A 23,660-nucleotide genomic window follows, 5' to 3' on the forward strand; every position below is an offset into this window, starting at 1 on the left:
GCAGCTCATCGATGTTCTGCGTGATGCCGGTGGGGATCAGCCCCCATTTGCGGGCACGCTTGTACAGGCTGCGGAAGTATTCGCTGCTGAACCTGTTGGAGAACAGCAGGTGGAACTCGTCGATGTAGAGCCAGGTGCGCCGGCCACGCTGGCGGTTGTACGCGGTGCGACGCCATATCTGGTCGAGCACCACCATCATGCCGAAGGTCTTCAGCTCGTTGCCCAGAGACGAAATGTCCCAGGATACAAGCCGGTTGTCCACCTGCACGTTGGTCTCATGGGCGAACAGGTTCAGCGAGCCGGTCGTGTACAGGTCCAACGCTCCTGCCAGCTCGTGGCCTTCCGCTGACTCTGAGTCCTGCAAAGACTTCTGCAAGTCCAGCAAGGTCGGCTGCACCATCGGCACGCCATCATGGGCGGCGGCCGCATGGGTTCGGTACAGCTTGACGGCACACCGGTCGATGAGCGACTTCTGGGCTGCGGTCAGCCCTTCCTTGCCGCCCACCAGGGCTGAGATCATCTGTAGGATGAAATCGGCCTTCTCGTGGATGGCGTCACCGTCTGCCATGCCGGACTCCAGGCTGATGTCCATCGGATTGACGGTATCCGTGGATCCGGCGTGAATCTGTATGGTGGTGCCGCCATACGCCTTGATCAGTGGCGGGTATTCGTGTTCCGGGTCAATGATGATGATGTCATCGTCCGGCCGGGAGAGAAACACGTTCGTGATCTCCATCTTGCCGGACTGGCTCTTGCCTGATCCGGTGGTGCCCAGGATGAACCCATTGCCATTCATCTCCTGGGTGCGATCCGCAAGAATCACGTTGCCGGACTGCGAGTTGATCCCATACCAGTTGCCGTGCGGGGCCAGCAGCTCCTGCGTGGTGAAGGGAATGATCACGGCCGTGCTCGCGGTGGTCATGGTTCGTCGCATCGGCAGGGCGCGCACGCCAATCGGCAGTTCGGTGCTGATCCCGTCGAGCGTCATGAACGTGGCGCGTTCCGCCTGGCAGGAATGCTTGCGGATCGCGGTCATCACCTCTTCGGTCACCTGGTCGCAGTCCTCCTTGGTGGTGCCGGTGATGCCGATGATGAGCACGGTGCTGAGGATCTTCTGGTTGGACTGCTCCAATTCCTCGCGCAACTGGGTGGCCTCGTCCAGGCCCTCGGTGAGACGGTGAGGGATCATGGTCTCGTCATAGTGCGCCCTGCGGGCCTTCTTCTGCTCGGTCATGACCTGCATCTCGAACTCTGCTATCTGTCGGTTGAGCATGCCCATGCCGTCAGCCTGGTCGAATGGTTCGATGTGCAGGCTGATGTTCAGATCGCTCTTGATCGCCGTGAGATCCCCGATGAGACTGTCAGAAAGCCAACGCGGGTAGTCCCGCACCCACAGCACCGTGTGATGGGATGAACCGGAACCGTTCATCAGCTCACAACCCTTGCCGTCAGCGTCAAGCCTGATCGCCCAGGGGGCGATGTAATCCTTCGTGTGCATGGACTTGCGTGCCGCTGCGAAATCATCCTCCGTGAACGACGGCACCTCGCCGGGACGCATCAGATGCGATAGCAGCGCGAGCCGTTGCGTGCGGTCAAGCCGTTCCACCCGGCAGCCATCCATGGCGCTCAGCATGCCCTGAATCTCCCCATAGGCGCGGCTCAGCGCTGCGGAAGCCTTCTCCGCATCGCTTTCACGAACCGTCACCGTCAGATACTTTTCGGTGACCACGCTTTTCCCGCTGCCGGAACGCAGCTTGTTCGTGGCGATCCTGTTGAAGTCCTCGCGCCATGCATCGAACCGGTCGCCGGTCAATGGCTTCTGCACCAGGTCGGTCACGTCAGCCTCGTCGAGCACGCGGTTGATGACATTCTCCTGGATCCTGGTGCCTGCGCCGAAGCTGTTGATGAACTTGGCCCACTGGTCTACCAGAGCCTCCTTCGTGTCCTGCGCCGACGCCACATAGTTGATGTCGGACATGCTCATCGTGATCGACCATTCATCCTCGCCCAGGTAGGCCATCCCGTCAGGCTTCATCGCCCTGTACGCAATGACGTCGCCCGTGCGCTTGGGGGCAGCCGACCACACGCCACGGCTCACGTCATCGTAGCCGGTTACGTGGCGGATATGGCCTTTGGCTGAGAGATGCGTGTCAGCGCTCTTTGAGGTTTTCCTTCTCCTTCCTCTTATCCTGCTTGTGTGCTCTTGCGTCTCGCTGATCTGCTGGGCGGCCTGCGTCCATCCCTCGGTATTCGTCTGCATAAGTTATGACCTTTCGTGATGCGTAATGATTGATGACATAGCCGATATACTGTTCGGGTTTCAATCCCTTGGGACGCCACCATCCCCACGCAACAATGGGGATCAGTATCGGAAACAGGACGTAGAGCGCAATGTTGGTGGCATTGTCCCAGGATGCGCCATTCGCGTGCAGCGTGAAGGCCGCAGCGGCATAGGCGCCGCCACCGACCAGCACGGCGACGGCGGCCGCGCCAAGCTGACGCCAGCTCATGCCAAACATGACCTTCGCCTCATAGGCGCGCACATCTTTATAAACTTGCACTTCCAATGCCATTGCCTCATCCTTCCCCAATAACAGCCTTGGCGAGGCTGTTGGAACCTATGACCACCAAAGCCAGGATTATCGGAGCGACGAACAGGTTCCCAAAGTTCTTCATGAGGAAGTCCATTGGATCGCTGCTGGTGTGTACCGTGCTGGTCACCCATCCACTGATCAAGGCCTGGTAGAGCTTGATCCCCGCTATGAGCATGACGCCCTGCAAGGTGATCGTCGCATAGCGTTTGAGATATCCAATGCCGATCTGCTTGGTGTCCTCGTGGGCCAGGAAAGCAAGAGGAAGGCTGCTGAAAGCGGTCATCAGATCCAGTTGGATGAACCGCCAGAAGATCATCACCGTAGGCAGGATCCCCACCACGTTCGCAATCAGCCAGGGGAACAGCACGATCATCAGCATGGCCGCCTGTGCACCCCAATTCGCAGAATCTATCGAAGACTTCATGGCATCGCCTAGGAGCTGCCCCTTGGCAGATCCAGTGCCGACATCGATGTTGCTGCCACTCTTGGCCAGTGAGACACCGATATTGTCAATGCCTTGCAGCAGCGCCCCACTGATCCTCAGCACGGCCAGCACCAGGCAGGCCTTGATCATCACCGATGCCACCAGGCGCACCGACAGCATCTTGTCGCCGTCCGCACGGGTGGTGGCCTGTTGCAGCATAAGCATGAGCATCACGCTGAGCACCAGAGCTGTGATGGGCTTGACGGCCACATTCTGAAATGTGGTCATCGCGTTGTACATCGTGGCGTTGTAGCCAGAGGGCAGTTTCAGCAAGTTCTTCGTATCAGTATTTCCTGTACTGATAGCGTTGAGCATCGCTACAATCCACTGATCCATAGGAACCTCAGACCTGGATGCTCAGGAACAACTGTGCGGCGGCGATAATCAAGCCTCCGCCAACAATCTGCCATATACCCGACTGAATCTGTGGGCCTTGGTGATCCCTCATCGCCAGGCCAGCTACGATGGCTCCCCAGACGATCCACAGGCCGCCACCGATGGTGACGAAGGTCTTCAATAGGTTAAGAATTGTTTGAATGGTCATGTCATGCCTTTCTCTACTCCCTAATAATTATATAACATCATTTTATGTATTTATAGTTTTATACTAGAATCGTGCCTATGAGATCTAATGACCCGGCCGATGCATTGCGTGCAGTCCTGAATATGCGCCGCTACCTCCTGCTGAGGCACATAGCTGATGAGCCGTCCGGGAGCTGCACGATCTCACAGCTTCAGGCCAGCCTTCCCGAGCAGTCACCAACAGGGATATACCGCGACTGTCTCGCGCTCGAACATGCGGGTCTGATACGGCCGACCGGAGGCATACCACGTCGGCCGCACGTCGAATCATCGTGGGAGCTTGCCACGGACGTACACGCACTGCTTGCAGCCCTGGCATCATCCTTTCCCAACCGCTCATGATCGCTTCGCTTCATAGACGAAGGTGGAAGGGTTGATTTTCTTGGATAGGAACGGCCTCACGCCGCGCAGCGTGTACACGCACTCGTCGGATCTGATCAGCGCCAGCTCGTCCGGGGTCATCAGCTCTCGCTTAACCTTGTGCCATGATTTGGTGCTGCTGCCGCTCATCCCGTAGCTCTGACTGTCCTCACGCACGTCGATGGTTCCCGATCCGAGCCGCTTGCTCAGCCACTCGTTCGTGGTGTTGTCATTGCTGCCCAGGTAGAGGATGGAATCACAGTTGCCCACGATGGTGTCCCACTGCTCCTTGTACATGGCTTTGCCCTGGCTATAGGACTGCATGACGATGCATGCGCTGATCCACCGACTGCGGAATGTGGAGATGCGCTGCTCGAAGTCGGGAATCTTGCCAATGTTGGCGAACTCGTCCAGCAGGCACTGAATGGGCACCTGCACATGCCCTTCCGGGCTGTGGTCGGCAATGTAGATGTTCTCCTCGAACAGGCACTGGTAGAAGATCGAGGCGAGGAAGCTGAACGTGCGATCCGTGTCCGACAGTTCCAGGAACAGCACGGTTTTCTCCTTGCCTAGCCGTCCCAGGTCAATGTCATCGTCGGAGAGCATGGCGCGCACATTGCCGACCTGCATGGGCGCGAGCCGGTTACCCAGGCTGATGATGATGCTTTTCTTCGTCTCGCCGGCACCCTGGGTGAACGGCGTGTACTCCTTGATGGCGAATTCAAGGCCCTGGATGATGCGCGTGGCGTCGTCGTCGAACTGGTCGGGATCCTTCAAGTATGAGGCCACCATGTGCTTTGCCGATTCGAACATCAAATCGACGTCGAACCGTTTGTTTTCATCCTGCTCGCTAGCTCCCATGCGGCCGACCAGATCAATGACCATCGGCAGTGACGGATCCTCTTCGGCAAAGTAGACGAACGCTATCAGAGCGTTCAGCAGGGCGCGTTCCGAACTCACCCAGAACGAGTCCGATGATTCCTTGGCGGCAGCACCGGAGGTGTTGTTGATCAGGTTTTCCGTCAGCCGTAGGATTGACACTTCAGGATCCTCACGGTTGAAATACTTCATCGGATTGAAGTGGTTCGACTGGGCGAAGTCAATCAGATTCAAGCATCGTACCTGGTAGCCGCGTGACGCCAGCTCCAATCCGTAGTCGCGCATGATCTCCCCCTTGGGATCGGTCACCGCATAGCTGGTCAGGGCACGGCGCAGATTTGGCATGATGAAGAAGCGCGTCTTACCGGTTCCAGAACCGCCGATGATGAAGGCATTGATATTGCGCTGCGTCTGGTGAGTATCAATGCTCAATCCCTCAGTCTGTGTAAATTGAATGTTCTTTGCAGTCTTGCGATCCATGAAGGAGCGAATGTCTTTCGCGGTTCCCCATGAAGCAGAACCATGTTCCTCACCGTTGCGTTCCTTGCGCCATCCAGCGTTGTAGAGCACGATCAGACCTAGTGCGACCAGGCTTGCCGTGGCTGCCAATAGATCCGTCCGGTAGAGGGAAAAGTGTAGTGGGCGCGAGATGATGTCCGTAAACAGTCGATTCGAGATAGCATCGATGCTCATGCCCCGGGCATGATCCACGCGCACCTGGAAGCAGACCTTGTCCACTATCCAGAACAAGATGACGGCAAAGACGATGCCAAATATGGTCAGGTCTCGTGTACTGCGGGTTCTTCTCATGACTTCACCTTTTCACTGTGTCCATGCGGGCGTTGCGTTCATCCTCATGGGTGAGCACGCTGCTGTCTGATGAGCCGCTAGCGGCCTGCTGCTCTCGCGCATGCTGCTCATCGATGAGCCTCTGCGCGGTCTGATGCAGGAGGTTTCTCACATCCAGCGCGCTGCGCCGCCGAGTATCATCTGCCTGCCCATCATCGTGCGCCAGAAGTGTGGGAGCGCTTACCGGTGCAGGTTCTTCAACGCGGGGCGGCAACGGTTCCGTATGCTCCTCACGCCGGATGAGATCCGGTGGGGTTGGATCCGTGGAAGAAAGTGGTATAGATACCACGGTGATGCCGTCACCGAACCATGAGATCACACGCGGGGCGGTCGTTCCCGTCATCGCCTGCAAGACTCGCAAGCTAGGCTCACTGGATTGCATGCCGCCGACGCGAAGCTGAGCGGTGGCATTCATAGTTCACTCTCCTGCCATGTTTCGCTCGTATCCCCGGTCATCGCCTCGACGTTGACCACAGCAGAACTATGGCCGGCATTGTCTTGCTTCTCCCTGACAAAGCCTCGTATCCAAAGCAGATCGCCACGGGAATACTGATGAGACTGGCAGTATCGGGATACCGTGCCACGGGCATTGCACGGCACGCTGATAAGCTGATTGCCGCCAATATCGCAGGTCACCAGCAGATATGTGACTTCATTACCATCGCTGAAGCGCACATGTTTTGGCTCTCTCAGCAAGGTTCCACGGATCCACACTTGTGCCCCTGGTGGAAGGAGATCGCGCTGTTCATTCATCGAAGTCACCTGGTTTTCGCCTTTGACACCGTATGCACTGGTGCCGCGTTACGAGAGCGGTTGATGCGTTCCTTGGTGTCCTGTTTCAATTCACGTCGCACATCCGACGCTGTCTTCTTCGGAGCAGATTTTGACGACACACGGGTCTGCGTATGCACTGGCTGCTGCACCGAGGGCGATTGCTTTGGCTGCGCTGGGGCGAGCTGAGCGTAATTGACCACACGGCTCGTGTCGAAATGTTTCACGTTCTGCGCGTATGAGTCGATGAACTGTTTGACTGCCGGTTCGCATGATTGCGGGAATACAACCTGCTTCACCCCGTTCTCACCGTCACTCATCGTGTATGGGATACCCAATTTGGTGAAGTTATCGCTGATGATCTTCGCATCACGATCCCACTGCACGGTCTTGAACTGCATGGTGAACTGGGGGGCGTCAGCCGGCAATGTTGCCGGTACAAGGTCTGAGGCTTTCGTCACAGCCACATCCTGTGCAGCTTGATTCACTCCCTGGGCCTGTTCGGGTACTACCACGGGGTCGATGGCGACATTTCCATCAACCTTGGCCAACGTGCGTTCAAGCGCGTGCTTGACCATATCAGCGTCAGAACCTTTGAATACCAGGTAGTATTTGCCAGTATCAGCATTTTTCTCGATACCGTAATGTACGCCGTAACGGTGCAGTTGCGTGCGAGCATTACGCATATCCTCGCGTGAAAGCTGCTCGGTGAAGTGCAGGTCGCCGCCAGACTTCTTCGTGAGTTTCACAACTGACTCACGGCCCTGCCGCAGCGCGTCCTTCGTGGTTTTCCCTATCTTGGAGATTGTCGTTGATGTGGCCGAAGCGAGTATGTTCGCGCCCTTCTCGCTGACGCGCAGGATAAGGGTCGCTCCCTGCATGGCCGCGCTCAGCACGCTTTGTGCAATCTGTTCTTCCATGACCATGATGGCCTTCGCTTTCGTTCAAAAGAATGGTTGGAATATTGAAGAATGCCCCGCCCGCAGGGGGAAGCAGACGGGGCGTCATATGGCCGGCGAATGTTGGCTGCCGACCGTGGCGCTGACGGTTGGGGGAACCGTCAGCGCCCTGCATGAGGGCCGGTGCGGTGATTGACCGCATCGAGGTGTTCAAGCTGCCTGTCTCCCATCGCGGCAGCCCTGCACAGCGATAGTGACATAAGCAGGACGAATGACACCGCGAGAACGGCCACGATCCACAGCATGATGGCTCCTTTCGAGACTGGATGAATGATGATTTTTTTTTTGGGGGGGGGGATGTCCCGCCCGAAGAAGAGAGAAATGGACGGGGCAAGCATGATCACTCCTTGCTGTCCGTATCCTTGCCGGAATCGTCGGAGAGAGTGAGGGAACGGCGGTAGAGGAACAGACCCGCACCGCCACCAGCAAGCAGAACCACGGCGGCAGCCAGCCAGAAGATGTCGGCACCGGTCTTCGCCAGGGCGTTCTTGGCGGCCGTGGGCTTGTTGTACCCGTTCCAGTCGTCGTGCGCGCTGATCGCAGTGTCGTAGCACACCTTGGATGGATCCACAGTCGGGGTCTTGCCATCGAACGGGTCGGTGTCGACGGCCGGGCAGTCGATGATCGGCTGCGCGGTGACCTTCGCACGATCCGTGTGGTGGTCGTTGCTCTTGATGCCCTTCAACATGCCGGTGACGTCCACCGACGCTCCGGGCTTCAACACGAGCGTGTTCCAGTTGGCCGGATACTTGAAGTCCACGACCGTGCCGGAACCCGTGATGGTGGAGTCCTTCAAGTCGATCTTCGAGAGACTGGCCTTGCCGGTGTTGGTGATGTGGAACACGATCTCGGTGTCGCCCGTCACGTCCAGTGCGTCCTTGGGATCGTTGCGATCCCCGGCCTTCATGCCACTCTTCGCATCGTATTTCTCGATGCTGATGGATGGCGTCTGGTCAGGCGTGTGGGTGGTGACAACGTTCGACGGGCGATCCTGGCCGTTCAGATTCTCGATGAACTGGTTCCTGACGTCGCCGGTCCTGGTGCGTTCCATCTGCACGTAGGCACGCCACCCCTGCTCGGTCGTGTCATTCGAGGATGCGATGGCCAGATAGCGTGCCGTGGCAGTGATCGTGATGACACCGTTCACATCCTGAGCCGTGAACAGGTCTCCACCGAACTTCGTGGAGTCCACGCCACTGCCGGCGATCCGGTCACCCTTCGCGGCCAAAGTCACGGCCTTGCCATCCTGGTATTCGACCACATCCTTCGTCGCGTACACCGCCCACTGGCCGGTGTACCGGTCGTGCGACTGGTCGTAGCCGTCGGTGATCCTCCAGTCGGTGATCTCCTTGTACGCACGATTCGTGTGCAGCGTGGAGCTGTCCAGCTGGTAGAGGAACAGGTGGTTCAGGTAGATGCTCTGACCGTCGGCCGAAGCGCCGCCCACGTTGACCGTCACATCCTTGGAGGGGTTGATCTCCTTCAACGGGTTGGACACGGTGTTGGTGAGCTTCTGCTCGTTGTTGGTGACCTGGATCGCAGTGTTCTTCACGGTGTACCCGTCCTTGACGGCCTTCACCGTCATCGGCAGCACGATCTGGTAGGTCTGGCCAAGCACCTGCTGGTCGATGGCGGCAGAGGTGAGCGGATCCAGGTTACGGATCGAATACTCCTGCAAGTCGGACGGCTGCGGGTCGCCCTTCACGGTCTCGCCCGTGGCGGGAATGGTCGTGTCCACCGTCTTGAAGAAGGCATACACGATGCCGTCCTTCGCCTGGATGTTGACCTTGCCGGTCACGTCACTGCCCTTGGCGTCAAGCACCTGAATCCCCGTCGTGTCGAGCTTCAAGTACTGCTCGTCATAGTCGTCGACCATACCCAGGCGCTGCACCACATACGCGGTGTTGTCCAGCTTCGAGGCATCGAGGTTGACGCGATAGTAGATCCTGTCGCCCAGCACGACGGTCTTGCCGTCAATGTTGATCTTCGCATCCTTCTGAGTGTCCTGCTTGGAAGGGTTGTCGTCGGGAGGCGTGTTCTCCACGATGTTCGACGGAGTGATGCTGTTGTTCAGCGTCAGCTTCCACTGGTTGTCCACCTTCGTGTTCGCGGGAGCGTCCTTGGAGACCGTGCCCTCGAACCGGACGATGACCCTCGGGTTTGATCCGGCCTTCCAGTTGGCCTTCACCCAGGTATCGGAGAACGCGAGACGAACCGTGTGCGCGGTGTCATCCCAGGTTCCGGTGTACTGGCTCTTGGGAATGATGTTGCCCGTGTTCAGGTCGGTGACCTCCAAGGTCTGCTTGTCCACGTTCAGATACCGGTCGTAACTGTCCGTCACACCCACGTTCGTCACCTGATAGGCCAGGTTCGCAGGCAGCTTCGGCGTGGTCTCAAGCTTGTATTCGACCTTCTGGCCGGGGAACACGGTCTTGCCGTCCACGCTGGACTGGTCGCCGCCCTGCGAGGCTTCGGCCAGCACATCCTTCGTGACCGGTGGCACATAGCCGCAGATCTCAGGCTCGTTCGTATCCTCGGCCTGCGTGTTCACGGTTTCGGAACCCGCGTTCGTCAAACCCGCGCCATCGTCCACGCCGTCGGGGTTCGTGCAGAACGTCAGCTCGTCGCCGGCCTGCTTGCCGAAGTCGGAGCGCACCTGCTTGGCGCCGCCACCGTTGGCGAAGTTCACGGTTCCTGGAATCAGCAGGGTAATCTGCCGGGCCTTCGCCAGACCCTTCAACGAAGCAAGGTAATCTGCCTTAGCCGTTGCAGTGGCAACCGTGCCGTTCACGGTGATGGTGAACCGGTCGGTCACATCCTTGCCCGTATTGGCGATGTCCGCGACACTGGACTGCTTCTCACGGCTCGCATCAGCCGCATACACGCGGATCTTGGAAGCGTCAGCAGCATCGAAGATGCAGTCAGCCTTCGCCCAATCATCCGTCAAAGTCAACTTCGTAGGAGCCTGGATCAGGTTCGCGGCAACCATCCCGTTGACCACGGAACCGACCGTATCGCCGTCAAGGAATGTCTCGGTGTCGGCACCGGTCTGGTTGCTCCTGGACGGGTCGATCACGGCCTGCCACTTGCCATTGATCTGCTTGATCCAGCTCTTGTCAGGGTTGGGTCTCCATGTAGGGAAGGAATGGCCATCAGTGTTGACCGTGGCATCCTGGTTCCATTTCACAGAGGCGACATCATCGACCTTGGAGAAGTCAGGCTTGGCAACCGTCACATCGAAGCTGAACGCATAGGTGCGGTCCAACGGCATCTCGCCCCTGGACGCCGTACGCACGGCAGTCACCGTGTTCGCACTCTTGTCCCAGGTGATCGTGAAATCGCCAGACACGTCGGCACCACTCGTGGTGTCCACCAGCTTGCAGTTGTCGATGGAATAGTTCACGCCATTCGGCGTGATCGTATCCTTGATGGTCATCTCGTAGCCGCCACGACCGGTACCGGTCGTGATCGTCGTACGATTCACCATCCGGTCGGCAGACGTGCCGTCCTCGATGCTCTTCGAAGGCTTCACGGGAGGAACCGCAGCCACGGGGAACGATTCAGAAGCCTCGCGATCCGTGGTATCCACGGCAGCCGCCATCCTGCCCTGCCTGGCAACCTGCACGTCAAACCAGTACGTGCCTTCCTGCCAATGCGACAAACCAAAATCTGACGGCATGAAATCAGGAGAGTTCTTCGAACCATCATTACTGATGGCCATGCTCTTCGTCGCGCTCTTCGCGGCCACGTATCCGTTCCTCTGCCCGTCATAGTGCATGATGACCTTCGCCGTCAGATTCTCACTCAGCGAGGAACCATTGTTCGACGTGGTGATCACGTCATGCACCGCAGCGGTCGAACCCACCTTCATCGAGGCGGCAGACGCCTGCTTCGTGGACACGGAAAGCTTATAGGCGACCGGTGGTTCGTCGCTGGAAAGGACGATGACAATGATTCCTGGTGTCTTCGCCGCTTCACGAGCAACCAGTCCATTGATCGTGGTCACCCCATCCGAGAACGGAGTGGTCGTCTGATAGCCGACACCCTCATACGAGTAAGTCTTCCCCTGAGTCACCGCATTCCAGGCAGAAGCCCACTGCGATGTATTAAATCCACCGGTACTGCCGGTATAAACACCATCGGTGGAAACCGCGCCGACACTGACCAAGCGGCATCCCGCATTCGTGCTGCCATCATGCTTCGCGGCATAGCGGGACTGGCATTCACTCACCGCGCTCTTCAATGCCGTGGTGGCCGCCGCATCCGCAGGATGCGACGCATCGTTGAATGATGTCAGACCCATTGAAGCCAGCGCAACATCGACGTTGGCCAGCGTAGGAGCGCCAAAGCTGTCGCGATAGGCGAAACTGATCTGGCCGTCACCGCCCGAGCCTGTGCCGCCGCCACCTGATCCACCGCCGCCATCAGCGTAGGCCAGTGGTGAAACGAGCGTGGAAAGCGCCGCGATCACGGCTGCTGCCACGGTCGCACCCTTCTTCCAATTCCTCATATTCTTCCCTTATCATTAAGGGGCAGCCCCTTATGGGTTGCCCTAACAGACCCCTGCTATCGCGTTCATCCGGCAAAAGAGAACCGTGATAACGAAGGCACAATTGGTGTCCGCCGTGCGTGCGGACACGTCACGGCGTGGATAAATCATCGTCAGTCGGCAGGCCCAGCCGTTGCAGTGCCTGAATGCCGGTGATGCCCGTGTTCAACAGTTTGGCCAGGGTGACCGCGAGACCGTCGGGAGTGGCATTCTCCTCGTCCCTGCGCAGCAAGGCGAGCACGTGCGTGCATTTCCAGGTGTGCGTGTGAGCGTGGCCGGATGGGTGGCGGGCCTTGACCGTGAGGTTGAGTTCATGGCCGCGTCTGAGCCAGTTGCGGAAACTCGCATCCCAGTCGGCACTGACCTGTGCCGAGGAGAGACATCGGTCACGGAATTTCGCAAACTCCGCATCACAGTCCAAGCCAAGCGTGGTGGCGAGAGCGTGGTGCGCACTATCAGGCCGCCAGTCGCCGATTCTGCTCATCGTGGGTCGGCGGCGACGGCGGGGGAGTCTCTCACCCGGGTTATTTGTCGGGTTATATGGTTCGTGCGCACCGTGCTGCACGTCTACGGGGCTGTGATTGCATCCCTGGACAGTGCTTGCTGCATCCCTGTGAACGTCCACGGGTGCAGGATCTGCACCCGTGACGGTCGTGTCCTCCACCCGGTGTCTCGTGGTTTGCAGGTTCAGGTCCCATACCGTGGGGCGATGGTTGCCGGGCAGGTACGAGGCGAGCCGCTGGTCGCCATGGTGTATCGCTCCGGACCGTTCCAGCAGGCGCAGCTTGTACTGCACCGTGCGGCGTGACACCTCGGCGATCCGGGACAGTGTCGCCAGACTGGGGTAGGCGCCGGTGCCGTCGGGATTGGCGTAATCACCCAAGGCGATCAGGATCACCTTCGCGGTCGCGTCCTTGCCCGTGGGCGCGTCGTTCAACGCCCACAGCATGCTGCGCAGACTCACGGACGTCTCCTGCGATGGATCCTCGCGGTGCTGCGCACCTCGGCGAGCCGTTCGTCCAGATGCTCGATGCTGTCCGTGGACACCCGATACTGGCGTGAGGGCTGGCATACGCGCAGCACACCCTCCCTGCCGAGCCTGAGGATCTGGCGACGATCCATGCCCAGCATGATCGACGCCTCACTCAGATTCACCCACTTCGGCACGAATCCGCCACCGCTACTCATGATCGGCCCCTTCTCCCGCAACCCCGTGATGCGTGTCCGGCACTGGTAGGGCCGCCTCTTCGACGGGGCTTACCAGGGTCTCGATGTCGACATGGAAGGCTCGCGCCAGCATCTCCAGCTCATGCACATCGAATGGTGATGTGGAGGGGAACCGCAGCCGGCGGATCAGGGTCACCCGAGGGATCCCCGTCAGCTGCGAGGCACGCAGCATGGAAGCGCCCGACCGGGTGATGACCGCCGCGACATGATGCGCGACGAGTGTCGCGAAACTTGAACTGTCCATGAAAGACATGTTAATGCCCAAACAGGCAGTATGTCAATATCGGAAGTGCCCATATAGGGCTTGATAATGACTGTTCAGTGTTATAGAGTGTCCATATGGACATGAACGAAGCTACAGCGAAGACCATAGCATCCGAACGATCAGCGGCGGGGCTGACGATCAAACGGCTCGCGGAACGCTCGGGCGTCCCCGAACGCACCCTGATCCGCATTCTCAAGAACGAGCGTGACATCAAGGTCACCCAACTCGCCCAACTCGCCGAGGTGTTCGGCGTCTACCCCCACGAACTCATCCAATCCGCCGAAGCGTTCATCGAACGCGACCAGCGGGGACCCGTCACCCTGGGGGAGTCGCAGCCAAGCGAACTGTCTGAAATGGACAGAACCGCGTACGTGCTCAACAAGATAGGCAACCATGATGTCAGGCTCGCGGCATCGCACGACCCCAACAAATGGGCTGAGGCGGCAGGCGGCGATGGACGATAACAGGCGCATCCTCCCCGATTTCCTGCACCGGACATACACGCAGATCGTCAACGACACCGAACGCCTCGACGTGAGCGTCGTCAACACTCTGCTTCCGGGGGATCTCACCGGAATATACGATGAAGCAACGAAGCTCATCCTCATAGACCAGCGGCTCATCAGCGCCCAGCAACGCTGCACCCTGGCGCACGAACTCGTGCACTGGGAGCACGCCGACGAAACCTGTTCGGGAACCCTGGGCTCGAAGATCGAGCGCCATACCCGCATGGAAACCGCGTCCAAGCTCATACGGCCGTGCGAATACGCCCTCGCCGAGAACGAATACGACGGTGACACCTACGCCATCGCCTGCGAGCTGGACGTCACCGTGCAAGTCATCGAAGACTTCCGCAACTACCTGGCAATGGTCCCTGCCATGACAGACCGTCGGCAACGGGCATTTTGCCAAAGCCGAAGATCGACGGGTGGCATCTGACAGCCAGGGGAGGAATCAGCCTTGCTTCTTCGCTTGTCTGCCCGTTTCATGCCGCATCATGGCGGTGGAGAGTTGTGATGACAGCTGTTCGTTCTGCTTTCTGAGTTCCTGTATGCGCTGATCATTATCCTCTATACGGGAGCGCAGCGACTCGACGGTATCCTCACCGGGAATGAGCGAACCTATCTGCCTCGCGAGATCCCTTGACCGCGACTGGACACTGTGCTGATACCGCATCGCGGTCTGCGGATCCGAATGACCGGCCGCATCCATGATCTCACGCACCGTCGCACCCTGCTGGGCCAGCAACGTCAACGCCGTATGACGCAGATCATGAAAACGAAGATCCTTGCGTCCCGCCTGGATTCGGGCCTTGTCATACCAACCTCTGAGCGTGTTGGGGTGCAACGGGGCTGAACGATCAGTGACGCCGGGGAAAATAAAAGCACCAGCTTCGGGACCGGTAAGGTCGAGTAGCGTCTCCATCATTGGTTTCAATTGTGGGGGTATGCTCTCGTCGCGTTCACTGTGCTCGGTCTTGGTGCTGCCGATCAGCTCCGGTCCAATGGTTTTACGGCTCGAGCGAATATGAAGCACCATATGGTCCAGATCGATGCTGCTTCTGGTGAGCGCGCAGATCTCGCCGATGCGCGGACCGTTGCAGAACACGGCGATGTACACCGCCGCGCGGTACCGTTCGGGCATGGCCTCGTAGATCATGCGTACCTGTGCGATCGTGGCGGGCACCGTCTCGGTGTTGCGTCGCTGTGATGGTGTCATGATGGTGCAGGGATTCCTGGGAATCATTGGGCTTTCCCCATCGAGCCCGGGACTGCTGGCGGATGCCAACACGCTCTTGAGCACTTTGAGTGCATTGATGCACATGCTGCGCTGGGAGTGATCCAACCCGTCCCACCACCGATCCACATCACGGCTCGTGATCTCGGCCAAGCGTCGTTTGCCAAAAAACGGGAGGATATGGTTCGTCGCGTCCTTTCGTATCCTGTAGATCGTACCTGCCTGGAGTTGGTCGCCCGACCGGGTGCGTCGCAGACCCAGCCATTGTTCAAAGTATTGGGCGAAGGTCAACGAGCGGCGTTGCTGCTCCCGAAGGATCTCCCTTTCAGGCTGCCATGAATGGGCGTCGATACGAAGCTTGGCATCCCTAAGCCACACCAGCGCGCCTGCCTCGTCATCGATGTCGAAGCTGGCATACTGGCGCTCCCTCAATCCAGGCCACATGTCGAACGCCCAGAAGGGCGTCAGATAGCTCGCCTCAATCCACGCGCTCGTCCGATTGCTCTTGTGCCGAAGCGTCCCGAATCTCCGAGCCATAACATCCTCCCGCACCCGTGAACCATACTGCTCTTACCACATGAATTACCACGCCAAACAGGAAACAGCAAGCGAAAACACGCCACTGCACGTCAAGACAGACCAACCGGAAAACCCTGGAAATACAATGGAAGAATGCTGGAATGGCAACAAAAAAGGCCGGTCACAGTGGACCAGCCCTTTGATAACCGTGGAGCTAGCCGGGTTCGAACCGGCGACCCTCTGCTTGCAAAGCAGATGCGCTACCAGCTGCGCCATAGCCCCATGACAGAGAAAAAATAAGCGGCCAGAAAGCCGCTGTCATATCTCTGCGTGGGCCCGGGAGGACTTGAACCTCCGACCTCATCCTTATCAGGGATGCGCTCTAACCACCTGAGCTACGGGCCCGAAAAACCAGTACGCTCGAAAGCGCACAAGAAGATAGAATACCCCTTCCCATGGATTAGTCAAACTGTGGGTGTGCGTGTCGTGCGAATTCTGCAGTCGGCAAGCGATTGAGTGGGAGTAGGAGCCGACGTAGCCATAGTTTCTTCCGCCGGAACCGTGCACTGCCGTCTGGGTTCGTCCGAGGGTGTTCTGCCTCCCTGCTCCTCCCGCTCCGTCGAGCAATCGAGCGACAATAGCCCGTATGCCCAATCGTCATCGTTCCCGGCCGTGCGCGCTCGCTGAAATGACGCTCGTTGTGGACGAGTTCGACGTGCGTGTGACGCGCAAGATGATCAGGAACCTGTACCTGCGCGTCCGGCCCGCGGACGGTTCGGTTGAAGTGTCCGCGCCCGCTCGGATGGGCGACGAACGCATCGTCGACTTCGTGCGCGAGCGGCGCGGCTGGATCGAGCGGCAGCAGCAACGGCTCGCTGCGGCGCGGCGCAACAGTCCTACGGGCGGGGGCGGCGCGGACGGAGAGACGTTCGCGTGGTCCGACGAGCGCAAGCGTGCAGCGGCTGCGGCGATCAATTGCCAGCTTCCCGCGCTGCTTGCGCATTGGGAGCCGATTGTCGGGCGCTCGCCGTCGCATATCACGCTGCGGGTGATGAGTTCGCGCTGGGGCTCCTGTACGCCCCGAACCGGTCGCATCCGGCTGAACCTGCAGCTCGGGCTGATGGATGAGCGTTTTCTGGACTACGTGCTCATCCATGAAATGACGCACCTGTGGGCCAATGGGCACGGTGCCGAGTTCCAGCGGCGAATGGATCGATACCTGCCAAATTGGCGGCAGCTGCGGCGAGAGCTGAATCGTCAAGTAGTGCTGTAGATGGTTCGCCAACCGTGATTATCGTGCTGCAGCTGCCGCATACGATTTATGTAAGAAGATAGGAGCCATGATGCGCCAAGAGAATGCCGCGGGTAACGACGCTGCCAGCAGTTTTGGCAGTGGCACCACTCGCGCCGCCTCACCCGCCCGCGCCCGCGACCTTGGCGTTGCTTTCGACGGCACGACGGGGCCATGCAACGCCATAACCGACGTGCCGGGGGTGCGCGTAGGGTATTCGACGATTATTTCGGATGCCGAACACATGCATGGCGCACAGGCTGCATGCACTGGGGTGACTGCGATTCTGCCGCGCGGCGATGATGTGGAATCGCCGTGCGCCGCCGGGACGTTCGCGCTGAACGGTAACGGAGAGATGACCGGGCGGACGTGGATCGAGGAGTCCGGCTCGCTGACCACGCCCGTGGCGATCACGAACACGCATTCGGTCGGCATCGTGCATTCCGCGATCGACCAGTGGCTCTTCAAACGCTGCCCGCGCAAGGCTGCGGCGTGGATGCTGCCGGTCGTGGCTGAAACATGGGACGGGTATCTCAACGCCATCAACAGCCAGCACGTCACGCTGCAGCATGTGTTCGACGCCTTAGACTGCGCGATTTCGGGCCCGATTGCCGAAGGCAACGTCGGCGGCGGCACTGGCATGTGCTGCTACGGGTTCAAAGGCGGGTCCGGTACGGCCTCGCGCACCGTGACGTTGCTGGGCAAAACGTATACGGTAGGTGCATTTCTGCAATGCAATTTCGGCAAACGATACGAGCTGAACGTGCATGGCGTGCCGCTGGGCCGCGACTCGAAGGCACCGAATCCGATGCAGGAGACGCGCTGGTTCGAGGAGGAATCGGGTGCGCCGAATCCGCCTGAAGGCTCAGGGTCGGTCATTGCCATCGTCGCCACGGATGCACCGCTGCTGCCCGTGCAATGCAAGGCATTGGCTCGGCGTGTGCCTATGGGCCTGGCTCGCACCGGTACCACGGGCGGCCATTTCTCAGGCGATATCTTCCTGGCATTCTCCACCGGCAATCCCGGATCGCTGCGCTCCTCGATGGCCGCCGAAGAGGAAGGCCGCGCACTTGACAGCATGGAATTCGTCGCGTGGGGACTGATGGACGCGCTATACGAGGCGGTCGCCCAATGTGTCGAGGAATCGGTGGTCAATGCGCTTGTGGCCGCGCGTGATATCGTCGGACGCGATGGACATGCCAGCTATGCTCTGCCGCATGACGAGGTGCGGCGGGCGTTTATGCGCTAAGGGCGTCGCATGCTGGCGGAGTTCGTGCGCTGAACTCCGCCAGCATGCCGGACCCGCCTGCATAACCGCCTACTTCTCGTATGATCCATCTGGCCGGAATCGGCCGACTACGGTGGAGACGGCCTCGACGATGCGATCGGCCTGCGCTTCGCTGAGAATCAGCGGCGGCGACATCACGATGATCGTGGGATTCGTGCAGCGGACGACGACATGGAATTCGTCGAGGATCTCATCGGCTATGGCGACCTGCGGCTCAAGCGGCTCACGGGTCTGCTTGTCCTTGACCAGCTCGATGCCGAACGCCATGCCGGCGTGGCGCACCTCGCCGACGACGGGCAGATCGTCCAGCGCCGCGTGCAATCCTGCGGCGAGATAGTCGCCGATCGTGTTGGCGCGTTCCACGAGTCCTTCGTCCTTGATGATGCTAAGGTTCACGGCCGCTGCCGTGGCGGCGAGCGGATGCCCCGAATACGTGTATCCCACCGGGAACCCAACGCCTTCGCGCACCGTATCGGCTATCTCCTTGCGCATCATCGCGGCACCCATCGGCATGTAACCCGAGGTGATGCCCTTGGCCACGGTGATGATGTCCGGCTGCACGCCATAGCGCTGGCAGGCGAACCACGAGCCGGTGCGTCCGAAGCCGGTGACGACCTCGTCTTGGATGAGCAGGATATTGTGCCGGCGCAGCACGGCCTCGAGCTTTGGCCAGTAGCCTTCGGGCGGCGTCACCATGCCGCCGACGCCGAGCAGCGGCTCGCCGATGAAAGCGGCGATATTATCCTCGCCAATCTCTTCGATGGACTGCTCAAGCTCCGCTATGCAGAAATCCACCGGATCCTGGCCGTCGAACAGCCACGAACGATAGGTGTGAGGCGGGGTGAGATGGCGGAAATGCGGCACGAGCGGACCAGCCCGAAGTTGTCGGCCTCGAATCCGGACGCGCACCCGCCGCCGTAGGCTGCGCCATGATATGCGTTGCGGCGCGAAAGAATCCAGTTCTTCTCCGGCTGACCCTTCTTGTACCAGTAATAGCGGGCCGTTTTGATGGCCGCTTCGGTGGATTCGGATCCGCCGCTCGTGAATACGAAATCGGTGATGTGGCTGGGCACGAGTTCCAGCAGCGTGGGGATGAGCTTCAGAATGGATGAATTCGTGAAATCCCAGAAGCTGGTGAAGTATTCGAGCCGAGACGCCTGCTTGCTCAGCGCTTCGCCGATCTCCCGCCTGCCATGGCCGATCTGCGCCAGCCACAGTCCGCCGGTGGCGTCGAGATATTCATTGCCATTGGTGTCCCACAGCAGGCATCCCTCGCCCTTGTCCATAATGAAGCGCCGCGTGTTGTCCAACGGAAGATGCGGGTGGATGAGATGGGTGTCGGCTTCCAAAAGCGCCTGCGTGCTGCGGGCCGCGGCAGTATCGGTGTCGGGTGTTGCGTGATTCGTTATAGTCGGTTTCGCCTCCATTGCGTCAGTGTGCGGTATTCAGCCGCCTCTCCCACACCATATTAATGAGCAATTGCTCAATATTGATTCATGCGAGTTGCGAGAGTGTTACCAAGCGGCGGCATTGCCGAGCGGCGGCATTGCTAGGTGACCGGTATTACTGGAACAGTGTTGCCGAGCGGCTGTGTCGTCAAGTGGCAGTACTGCAAGTGATGGTGTTGCGGCGAGTGCATACTGCACCTGCATTGCAGTAGTGCGTGACGCAAGCCGCGAGGCGGGACCCGTATCGTCGCTGAATCCGTGTCGGCGATCTCGTATAGCACGCAGTTGCTTCAAGCTTGTCGGTCAGCGTAGGCTGCTGTCGTGCAGGGCTCTGAGGTGGCGCCGTTCGTGCATGCTTCCGGTTTCATTTTCTCCTTCACCCCCGCTTTTGTCTCCGCAGCTTGGGCAAGCAGCGCAGCGACGCGCTCGCTGGCGGCGGCGGACTGCGCGATGGTGATGCGGATGCCAGGCGACGTGCGCTCGTCAAGGGCTTTGGGATCGGAGGTTTCAGAGCCGGAGGTGACGCAGAAGCGCGGGCGGAAGGGCTGGCCTGCGGCGACGCGGATGTTATTCTCGGCGAGCAGTTGCGCTGCGGCGGCATCGTCGCGCACGGGTATCCACATGTTCAGGCCGTCGCCGGTTCGCACATCCAAACCGTGGCGGCGCAGCAGCGCGTTCATGGTTCTTTGGCGCGTGGCGTAGGTGTGGCGTGCATTGATCACCGTGTTGAAAGCATGCTTGTCGGTGAGCATTTCGCTCAATATCTCCTGCAGGAACCTGCTGACCCAGCCCTGTCCCAAGCGCCGACGGGCATTGAGCAAGCCCACGATTTCGCCCGTGCCAGAGAGCGCTGCGAGCCGCAGGTCGGGGCCGTGCGATTTAGAGAAGCTGCGGATATGCACCACGTGATCCGGCATGCGCTGCGCGAAGGATACGGCGTAGGCGTTGGCCACATCGCCGCTGTGATCGTCCTCCACAATCAGCGGCATATTCCGCTCGTCGTCGCAATGGCGCAGCAGCACATTCGTGAGTTCGTCGATGCGTTGCTCGGTCATGCTCGCGCCGGTGGGATTCTGCGCCCGCGGCTGCACGACGATCATGGCGACTTGCGGCCGGTGCGCGGCGGCGAAGACAGCTGCACTCGGACGTTCGGCTAGGCGCAGCGCACGATCAAGGGCGTCTGGGATCATGCCGCAGCCGTCCATGGGGACGCCGATAGCCGTAGCGCCGCACCGGTCAATCATGCCCAGCACCGGGGGATAGGTGGGGGTTTCGGTGATGACGAAATCGCCGGGTCTCAGCGACGACTCGATGATGCGTGACAGACCGTCGCCAGCGCCGGAAACCATCGTCATGGCCTGCGGCTCGTATGGCCAGTTGCGGCGGAGCACGCCTTCGAGCATCGGCAGAATCGTCGGGCCATCATAGGAATTCACGAAGGCCTTGCGGTTCCCGAGTTTGCTCAGGAATGGCCGGATATCCGGCAGCAGCGCCGGATCCGGAGTGCCTTTCGACAGGTCGATCAGCGGCATGTCCTGGCGGCTGACGGGCAGCGGAAGAGCGCGGCCCTGCTCCTGCGCATGCGCTTGGGACAGCACATACGTCCCGGCCCGCCCGCGCGAGGCCAGCACTCCGGCACGCGACAGCGCGTGATACGCAGTGGATATCGTGGCTGGGCTCACGCGCAGGCTTGCGGCCATTGCGCGGACGGTGGGCAGCCGCTGCCCTTCGCGCAGCACTTCCGAAGTCGCCAGCGAGGTGATGGACTCCGTGATGCGCTGCGGCGTCGGCGCGTCGGCGGTGGCGAGGATGAGTTCGGAGAGTCGCTGCGCGTCCAGCGTTGCAGCGGTGTTAGGAGCGCCGTTGCCTGTATTGCCTGTATTGTCGCTGGTGCCGCTACCGCCGCTGTCGCTAGGCTTGACGAGGATTTCGCTGTCCGCGTCGATTGCAGGAGATGCCTGGACCGATGGCTGTGATGCCTGCATAGGGACCCTCCTCGTGAGTCGTGCGGGATGCGGTTTGCATGACGTTGCCAAAATGCCGTGCGGCATTATTCCAAGCGAGCTGTCCGAATCTTCGGACAGCGCCCTGTGTTTTCAAACGGCTCCGCACATTGCAAGCGGTGTTTGAACGATTTGGCGAATAACATAACGTTTATTGTGCAGTGCCTGTGTTTCGAAGCGGTTCGTCATGTTACGAGCATGCTAGTGAAGCGTAAACATTCATGCGAAGCAGGAAATGTTCAAGTGTCACAATGACATTTGTTGCTGACGGCTGCATGCGCAGGCTGCATATGCAGATTGTGTGCGCAGTCGAGGCGAATTGCGCGATTGCATTCGACTGGGCGATTCCGGCGCGGTGCGAGCCGTGTTCGCAATCGCCGCAGCAGAAGGCATAACGGAACCACGAACACGCTGCGATATCTGGAATATGAACACATTGGAATATGAACCACTAGGAAAGGGCACGATCATGGGGCACGATGTATCTGCGGACAAGGCGATCTGGGACGACGCCTGCGCATTGGATCTGAAGCATGTTTTCCATTCATGGCAGGCGCAGGCCGACCGTCATCCGGTCGAGGTGACCGGCGGCCACGGCGCGTGGCTGCAGTACGCCGACGGGCGCGAGATGTTGGACTTCACCAGCCAGCAGGTCAATGTCAACATCGGCTACCAGCATCCGAAGGTCGTCGAGGGCATCGCCAAGCAGGCGGCGCTGCTGTGCACCATCGGCCCCGATTACGCGAATCTGGCTCGCGGACGGGCTGCATCGCTGGTGGTGCGCCGCGCCCCGGAAGGCTTCAACAAGGTGTTCTTCACGAACGCCGGCGCGGATGCCAATGAGAACGCCATCCGTGCGGCAAGGCTGTTCACCGGCCGCGACAAGATTCTTTCCTCATACCGCTCGTATCATGGCAACACCGGTGCGGCCATCAGCGCGACCGGCGACTGGCGCCGCAAGCCCAACGACTACGCGCGCGGGCACGTGCACTTCTTCACGCCCTACCTGTACCGCTCCGAATTCTCCGCGACCACGCAGGACGAGGAGTGCGAACGCGCGCTCGCTCATCTGGAGCACGTCATCCAGTTCGAAGGTCCGGACACCATCGCGGCCATCCTGCTCGAATCCGTGCCCGGCACCGCCGGCATCATCACGCCGCCGAAGGACTACTTCAAGGGCGTGCGCGAAATCACCAAGAAGTACGGCATCCTCATGATCACCGACGAAGTGATGACCGGCTTCGGCCGCACCGGCTTCTGGCTCGCGCTCGACGACTACGGCTACACGCCGGATATCATCTCCTTCGCCAAGGGCTGCAACTCAGGCTATGTGCCGGCGGGCGGCGTGATGCTGAGCGATCCGATCGCGCACTACTTCGATGATGTCGTCTTTCCTGGCGGCCTGACGTACTCCGGCCATCCGCTTGCGATGGGCGCGATTGTGGCCGCGCAGGAGGCGATGGAGGAGGAGCATATCGTCGACAACGCCTACAACGTCGGCCACGATATTCTCGGTCCGAAGCTCTCGGCGCTGAGCGAGACGCATCCGAAGATCGGCGAAGTGCGCGGCAAGGGCGTGTTCTGGGCTGTGGAGATGGTGGCCGACCGCGCGAGCCGCGAGCCGCTGGACGGCGCGACGATGAAGCAGATCGTGGCCGAAGGTGCCAAGCTCGGGCTGGTGCTCGGGGTGCACGACAACCGCATCCATGTGACGCCTCCCTGCGTCATCACCCTCGACGAGGCGTCCGACGGCGTCGAGCGGCTGGACAAGGCGCTGACTGCGGCCGGTTGCTGAGCGGTCGTTCGCTGAGCAGCGAGCGGCTGGGAGCGTGCGCGTTGAGCCGCGGACCGCGTT

The 23,660-nt window shown here is 59.9% G+C and carries 22 protein-coding genes and 2 tRNA genes; 5 read left to right on the forward strand and 19 right to left on the reverse strand.

All coding sequences use genetic code 11. From position 1 onward, the window contains the following. The 13 genes from LKK40_RS08690 to LKK40_RS08750 all read right to left on the reverse strand — a co-directional run. The coding region (locus LKK40_RS08690) for a VirB4-like conjugal transfer ATPase, CD1110 family (RefSeq protein WP_304310285.1) at positions 1-2,260 on the reverse strand (2,260 nt) is incomplete at its 3' end. Continuing rightward, positions 2,151-2,573 carry a PrgI family protein gene (locus tag LKK40_RS08695; RefSeq protein ID WP_273193488.1) on the reverse strand — a complete coding sequence of 141 codons (423 nt, stop codon included), beginning with the start codon at positions 2,571-2,573 and terminating at the stop codon, positions 2,151-2,153. The genes LKK40_RS08690 and LKK40_RS08695, both read right to left, overlap by 110 nt. Positions 2,574-2,577: 4 nt before the next feature. Next, complete coding sequence (locus LKK40_RS08700; protein WP_273193486.1) at positions 2,578-3,414, reverse strand: hypothetical protein; 837 nt, start codon at positions 3,412-3,414, stop codon at positions 2,578-2,580. A gap of 7 nt (positions 3,415-3,421) precedes the next feature. Next, positions 3,422-3,622, reverse strand: coding sequence for a hypothetical protein (locus tag LKK40_RS08705; protein WP_094695315.1), 201 nt, complete (start codon positions 3,620-3,622; stop codon positions 3,422-3,424). 374 nt (positions 3,623-3,996) lie between these two features. Next, complete coding sequence (locus LKK40_RS08710) at positions 3,997-5,709, reverse strand: VirD4-like conjugal transfer protein, CD1115 family (protein ID WP_273193480.1); 1,713 nt, start codon at positions 5,707-5,709, stop codon at positions 3,997-3,999. A 4-nt stretch (positions 5,710-5,713) separates the two neighbouring features. Continuing rightward, entirely contained in the window at positions 5,714-6,163 is a 450-nt protein-coding gene (locus tag LKK40_RS08715) for a hypothetical protein (protein ID WP_304310286.1), read from the reverse strand. After that, complete coding sequence (locus LKK40_RS08720) at positions 6,160-6,510, reverse strand: hypothetical protein (protein ID WP_273193475.1); 351 nt, start codon at positions 6,508-6,510, stop codon at positions 6,160-6,162. Before LKK40_RS08720 ends, LKK40_RS08715 begins: the two co-directional genes overlap by 4 nt. Beyond that, positions 6,507-7,439 (reverse strand): DUF3801 domain-containing protein, encoded by a 933-nt coding sequence (locus tag LKK40_RS08725; RefSeq protein ID WP_273193474.1) that lies wholly within the window; start codon positions 7,437-7,439, stop codon positions 6,507-6,509. Before LKK40_RS08725 ends, LKK40_RS08720 begins: the two co-directional genes overlap by 4 nt. Positions 7,440-7,579: 140 nt before the next feature. Next, positions 7,580-7,816: a hypothetical protein gene (locus LKK40_RS08730; protein WP_304310287.1), complete on the reverse strand. Its 237-nt coding sequence runs from the start codon at positions 7,814-7,816 to the stop codon at positions 7,580-7,582. A gap of 2 nt (positions 7,817-7,818) precedes the next feature. After that, the gene (locus tag LKK40_RS08735) at positions 7,819-11,988 is read right to left on the reverse strand and encodes an LPXTG cell wall anchor domain-containing protein (protein WP_273193468.1); all 4,170 of its coding nucleotides are present in this window, start codon (positions 11,986-11,988) and stop codon (positions 7,819-7,821) included. Between the two features lie 130 nt (positions 11,989-12,118). Further along, positions 12,119-12,991: a helix-turn-helix domain-containing protein gene (locus LKK40_RS08740; protein ID WP_273193466.1), complete on the reverse strand. Its 873-nt coding sequence runs from the start codon at positions 12,989-12,991 to the stop codon at positions 12,119-12,121. Continuing rightward, positions 12,988-13,215 carry a hypothetical protein gene (locus LKK40_RS08745; protein ID WP_273193463.1) on the reverse strand — a complete coding sequence of 76 codons (228 nt, stop codon included), beginning with the start codon at positions 13,213-13,215 and terminating at the stop codon, positions 12,988-12,990. Before LKK40_RS08745 ends, LKK40_RS08740 begins: the two co-directional genes overlap by 4 nt. After that, positions 13,208-13,498 (reverse strand): hypothetical protein, encoded by a 291-nt coding sequence (locus LKK40_RS08750; protein WP_273193458.1) that lies wholly within the window; start codon positions 13,496-13,498, stop codon positions 13,208-13,210. The genes LKK40_RS08745 and LKK40_RS08750 overlap by 8 nt, the downstream gene beginning before the upstream one ends. A gap of 95 nt (positions 13,499-13,593) precedes the next feature. On the opposite strand from LKK40_RS08750, the gene LKK40_RS08755 reads away from it, so the two are divergent. Beyond that, positions 13,594-13,983 carry a helix-turn-helix transcriptional regulator gene (locus LKK40_RS08755; RefSeq protein ID WP_273193455.1) on the forward strand — a complete coding sequence of 130 codons (390 nt, stop codon included), beginning with the start codon at positions 13,594-13,596 and terminating at the stop codon, positions 13,981-13,983. After that, positions 13,973-14,458 carry an ImmA/IrrE family metallo-endopeptidase gene (locus LKK40_RS08760; RefSeq protein WP_273193452.1) on the forward strand — a complete coding sequence of 162 codons (486 nt, stop codon included), beginning with the start codon at positions 13,973-13,975 and terminating at the stop codon, positions 14,456-14,458. Before LKK40_RS08755 ends, LKK40_RS08760 begins: the two co-directional genes overlap by 11 nt. A 15-nt stretch (positions 14,459-14,473) precedes the next feature. Here LKK40_RS08760 and LKK40_RS08765 read toward each other — a convergent pair whose 3' ends face one another. From LKK40_RS08765 to LKK40_RS08775, 3 genes are all read right to left on the reverse strand, one after another. Continuing rightward, positions 14,474-15,700, reverse strand: coding sequence for a tyrosine-type recombinase/integrase (locus tag LKK40_RS08765; protein WP_273193449.1), 1,227 nt, complete (start codon positions 15,698-15,700; stop codon positions 14,474-14,476). A 284-nt stretch (positions 15,701-15,984) separates the two neighbouring features. Next, positions 15,985-16,057: transfer RNA gene (locus LKK40_RS08770), tRNA-Ala, on the reverse strand. Between the two features lie 49 nt (positions 16,058-16,106). After that, positions 16,107-16,180 (reverse strand) — tRNA-Ile (locus tag LKK40_RS08775). A 241-nt stretch (positions 16,181-16,421) separates the two neighbouring features. On the opposite strand from LKK40_RS08775, the gene LKK40_RS08780 reads away from it, so the two are divergent. Both LKK40_RS08780 and LKK40_RS08785 read left to right on the forward strand, forming a co-directional pair. Continuing rightward, positions 16,422-17,048 carry a M48 family metallopeptidase gene (locus tag LKK40_RS08780; protein ID WP_423773218.1) on the forward strand — a complete coding sequence of 209 codons (627 nt, stop codon included), beginning with the start codon at positions 16,422-16,424 and terminating at the stop codon, positions 17,046-17,048. Between the two features lie 67 nt (positions 17,049-17,115). Beyond that, entirely contained in the window at positions 17,116-18,315 is a 1,200-nt protein-coding gene (locus LKK40_RS08785; protein WP_273193446.1) for a P1 family peptidase, read from the forward strand. Positions 18,316-18,384: 69 nt separating this feature from the next. Here LKK40_RS08785 and LKK40_RS08790 read toward each other — a convergent pair whose 3' ends face one another. From LKK40_RS08790 to LKK40_RS08800, 3 genes are all read right to left on the reverse strand, one after another. Beyond that, positions 18,385-19,218: an aspartate aminotransferase family protein gene (locus LKK40_RS08790; protein ID WP_273193442.1), complete on the reverse strand. Its 834-nt coding sequence runs from the start codon at positions 19,216-19,218 to the stop codon at positions 18,385-18,387. Continuing rightward, on the reverse strand, positions 19,134-19,781 hold the full coding sequence (locus tag LKK40_RS08795; RefSeq protein ID WP_273193440.1) for an aminotransferase class III-fold pyridoxal phosphate-dependent enzyme: 648 nt from the start codon (positions 19,779-19,781) through the stop codon (positions 19,134-19,136). Before LKK40_RS08795 ends, LKK40_RS08790 begins: the two co-directional genes overlap by 85 nt. A 311-nt stretch (positions 19,782-20,092) precedes the next feature. Beyond that, positions 20,093-21,787, reverse strand: a complete 1,695-nt coding sequence (locus LKK40_RS08800) for an aminotransferase class I/II-fold pyridoxal phosphate-dependent enzyme (protein WP_273193437.1) — start codon at positions 21,785-21,787, stop codon at positions 20,093-20,095. 445 nt (positions 21,788-22,232) lie between these two features. Between LKK40_RS08800 and LKK40_RS08805 the strand changes: the two genes are divergently transcribed. Further along, positions 22,233-23,600 (forward strand): aminotransferase class III-fold pyridoxal phosphate-dependent enzyme, encoded by a 1,368-nt coding sequence (locus tag LKK40_RS08805; RefSeq protein WP_273193435.1) that lies wholly within the window; start codon positions 22,233-22,235, stop codon positions 23,598-23,600. Positions 23,601-23,660: the final 60 nt, after the last annotated feature.

Origin of the sequence: Bifidobacterium tibiigranuli (assembly GCF_022655035.1) — a bacterium.
GTDB lineage: Bacteria > Actinomycetota > Actinomycetes > Actinomycetales > Bifidobacteriaceae > Bifidobacterium > Bifidobacterium tibiigranuli_A.

Coding starts and splice junctions, on each gene's coding strand:
- LKK40_RS08705 (WP_094695315.1), bottom strand. CDS start 3,622: ATGACCATTCAAACAATTCTTAACCTATTGAAGACCTTCGTCACCATC.
- LKK40_RS08785 (WP_273193446.1), top strand. CDS start 17,116: ATGATGCGCCAAGAGAATGCCGCGGGTAACGACGCTGCCAGCAGTTTT.
- LKK40_RS08710 (WP_273193480.1), bottom strand. CDS start 5,709: ATGAGAAGAACCCGCAGTACACGAGACCTGACCATATTTGGCATCGTC.
- LKK40_RS08750 (WP_273193458.1), bottom strand. CDS start 13,498: ATGGACAGTTCAAGTTTCGCGACACTCGTCGCGCATCATGTCGCGGCG.
- LKK40_RS08800 (WP_273193437.1), bottom strand. CDS start 21,787: ATGCAGGCATCACAGCCATCGGTCCAGGCATCTCCTGCAATCGACGCG.
- LKK40_RS08735 (WP_273193468.1), bottom strand. CDS start 11,988: ATGAGGAATTGGAAGAAGGGTGCGACCGTGGCAGCAGCCGTGATCGCG.
- LKK40_RS08715 (WP_304310286.1), bottom strand. CDS start 6,163: ATGAATGCCACCGCTCAGCTTCGCGTCGGCGGCATGCAATCCAGTGAG.
- LKK40_RS08725 (WP_273193474.1), bottom strand. CDS start 7,439: ATGGAAGAACAGATTGCACAAAGCGTGCTGAGCGCGGCCATGCAGGGA.
- LKK40_RS08695 (WP_273193488.1), bottom strand. CDS start 2,573: ATGGCATTGGAAGTGCAAGTTTATAAAGATGTGCGCGCCTATGAGGCG.
- LKK40_RS08780 (WP_423773218.1), top strand. CDS start 16,422: ATGCCCAATCGTCATCGTTCCCGGCCGTGCGCGCTCGCTGAAATGACG.
- LKK40_RS08760 (WP_273193452.1), top strand. CDS start 13,973: ATGGACGATAACAGGCGCATCCTCCCCGATTTCCTGCACCGGACATAC.
- LKK40_RS08805 (WP_273193435.1), top strand. CDS start 22,233: ATGAACACATTGGAATATGAACCACTAGGAAAGGGCACGATCATGGGG.
- LKK40_RS08795 (WP_273193440.1), bottom strand. CDS start 19,781: ATGGAGGCGAAACCGACTATAACGAATCACGCAACACCCGACACCGAT.
- LKK40_RS08700 (WP_273193486.1), bottom strand. CDS start 3,414: ATGGATCAGTGGATTGTAGCGATGCTCAACGCTATCAGTACAGGAAAT.
- LKK40_RS08730 (WP_304310287.1), bottom strand. CDS start 7,816: ATGCTTGCCCCGTCCATTTCTCTCTTCTTCGGGCGGGACATCCCCCCC.
- LKK40_RS08745 (WP_273193463.1), bottom strand. CDS start 13,215: ATGAGTAGCGGTGGCGGATTCGTGCCGAAGTGGGTGAATCTGAGTGAG.
- LKK40_RS08755 (WP_273193455.1), top strand. CDS start 13,594: ATGGACATGAACGAAGCTACAGCGAAGACCATAGCATCCGAACGATCA.
- LKK40_RS08765 (WP_273193449.1), bottom strand. CDS start 15,700: ATGTGGCCTGGATTGAGGGAGCGCCAGTATGCCAGCTTCGACATCGAT.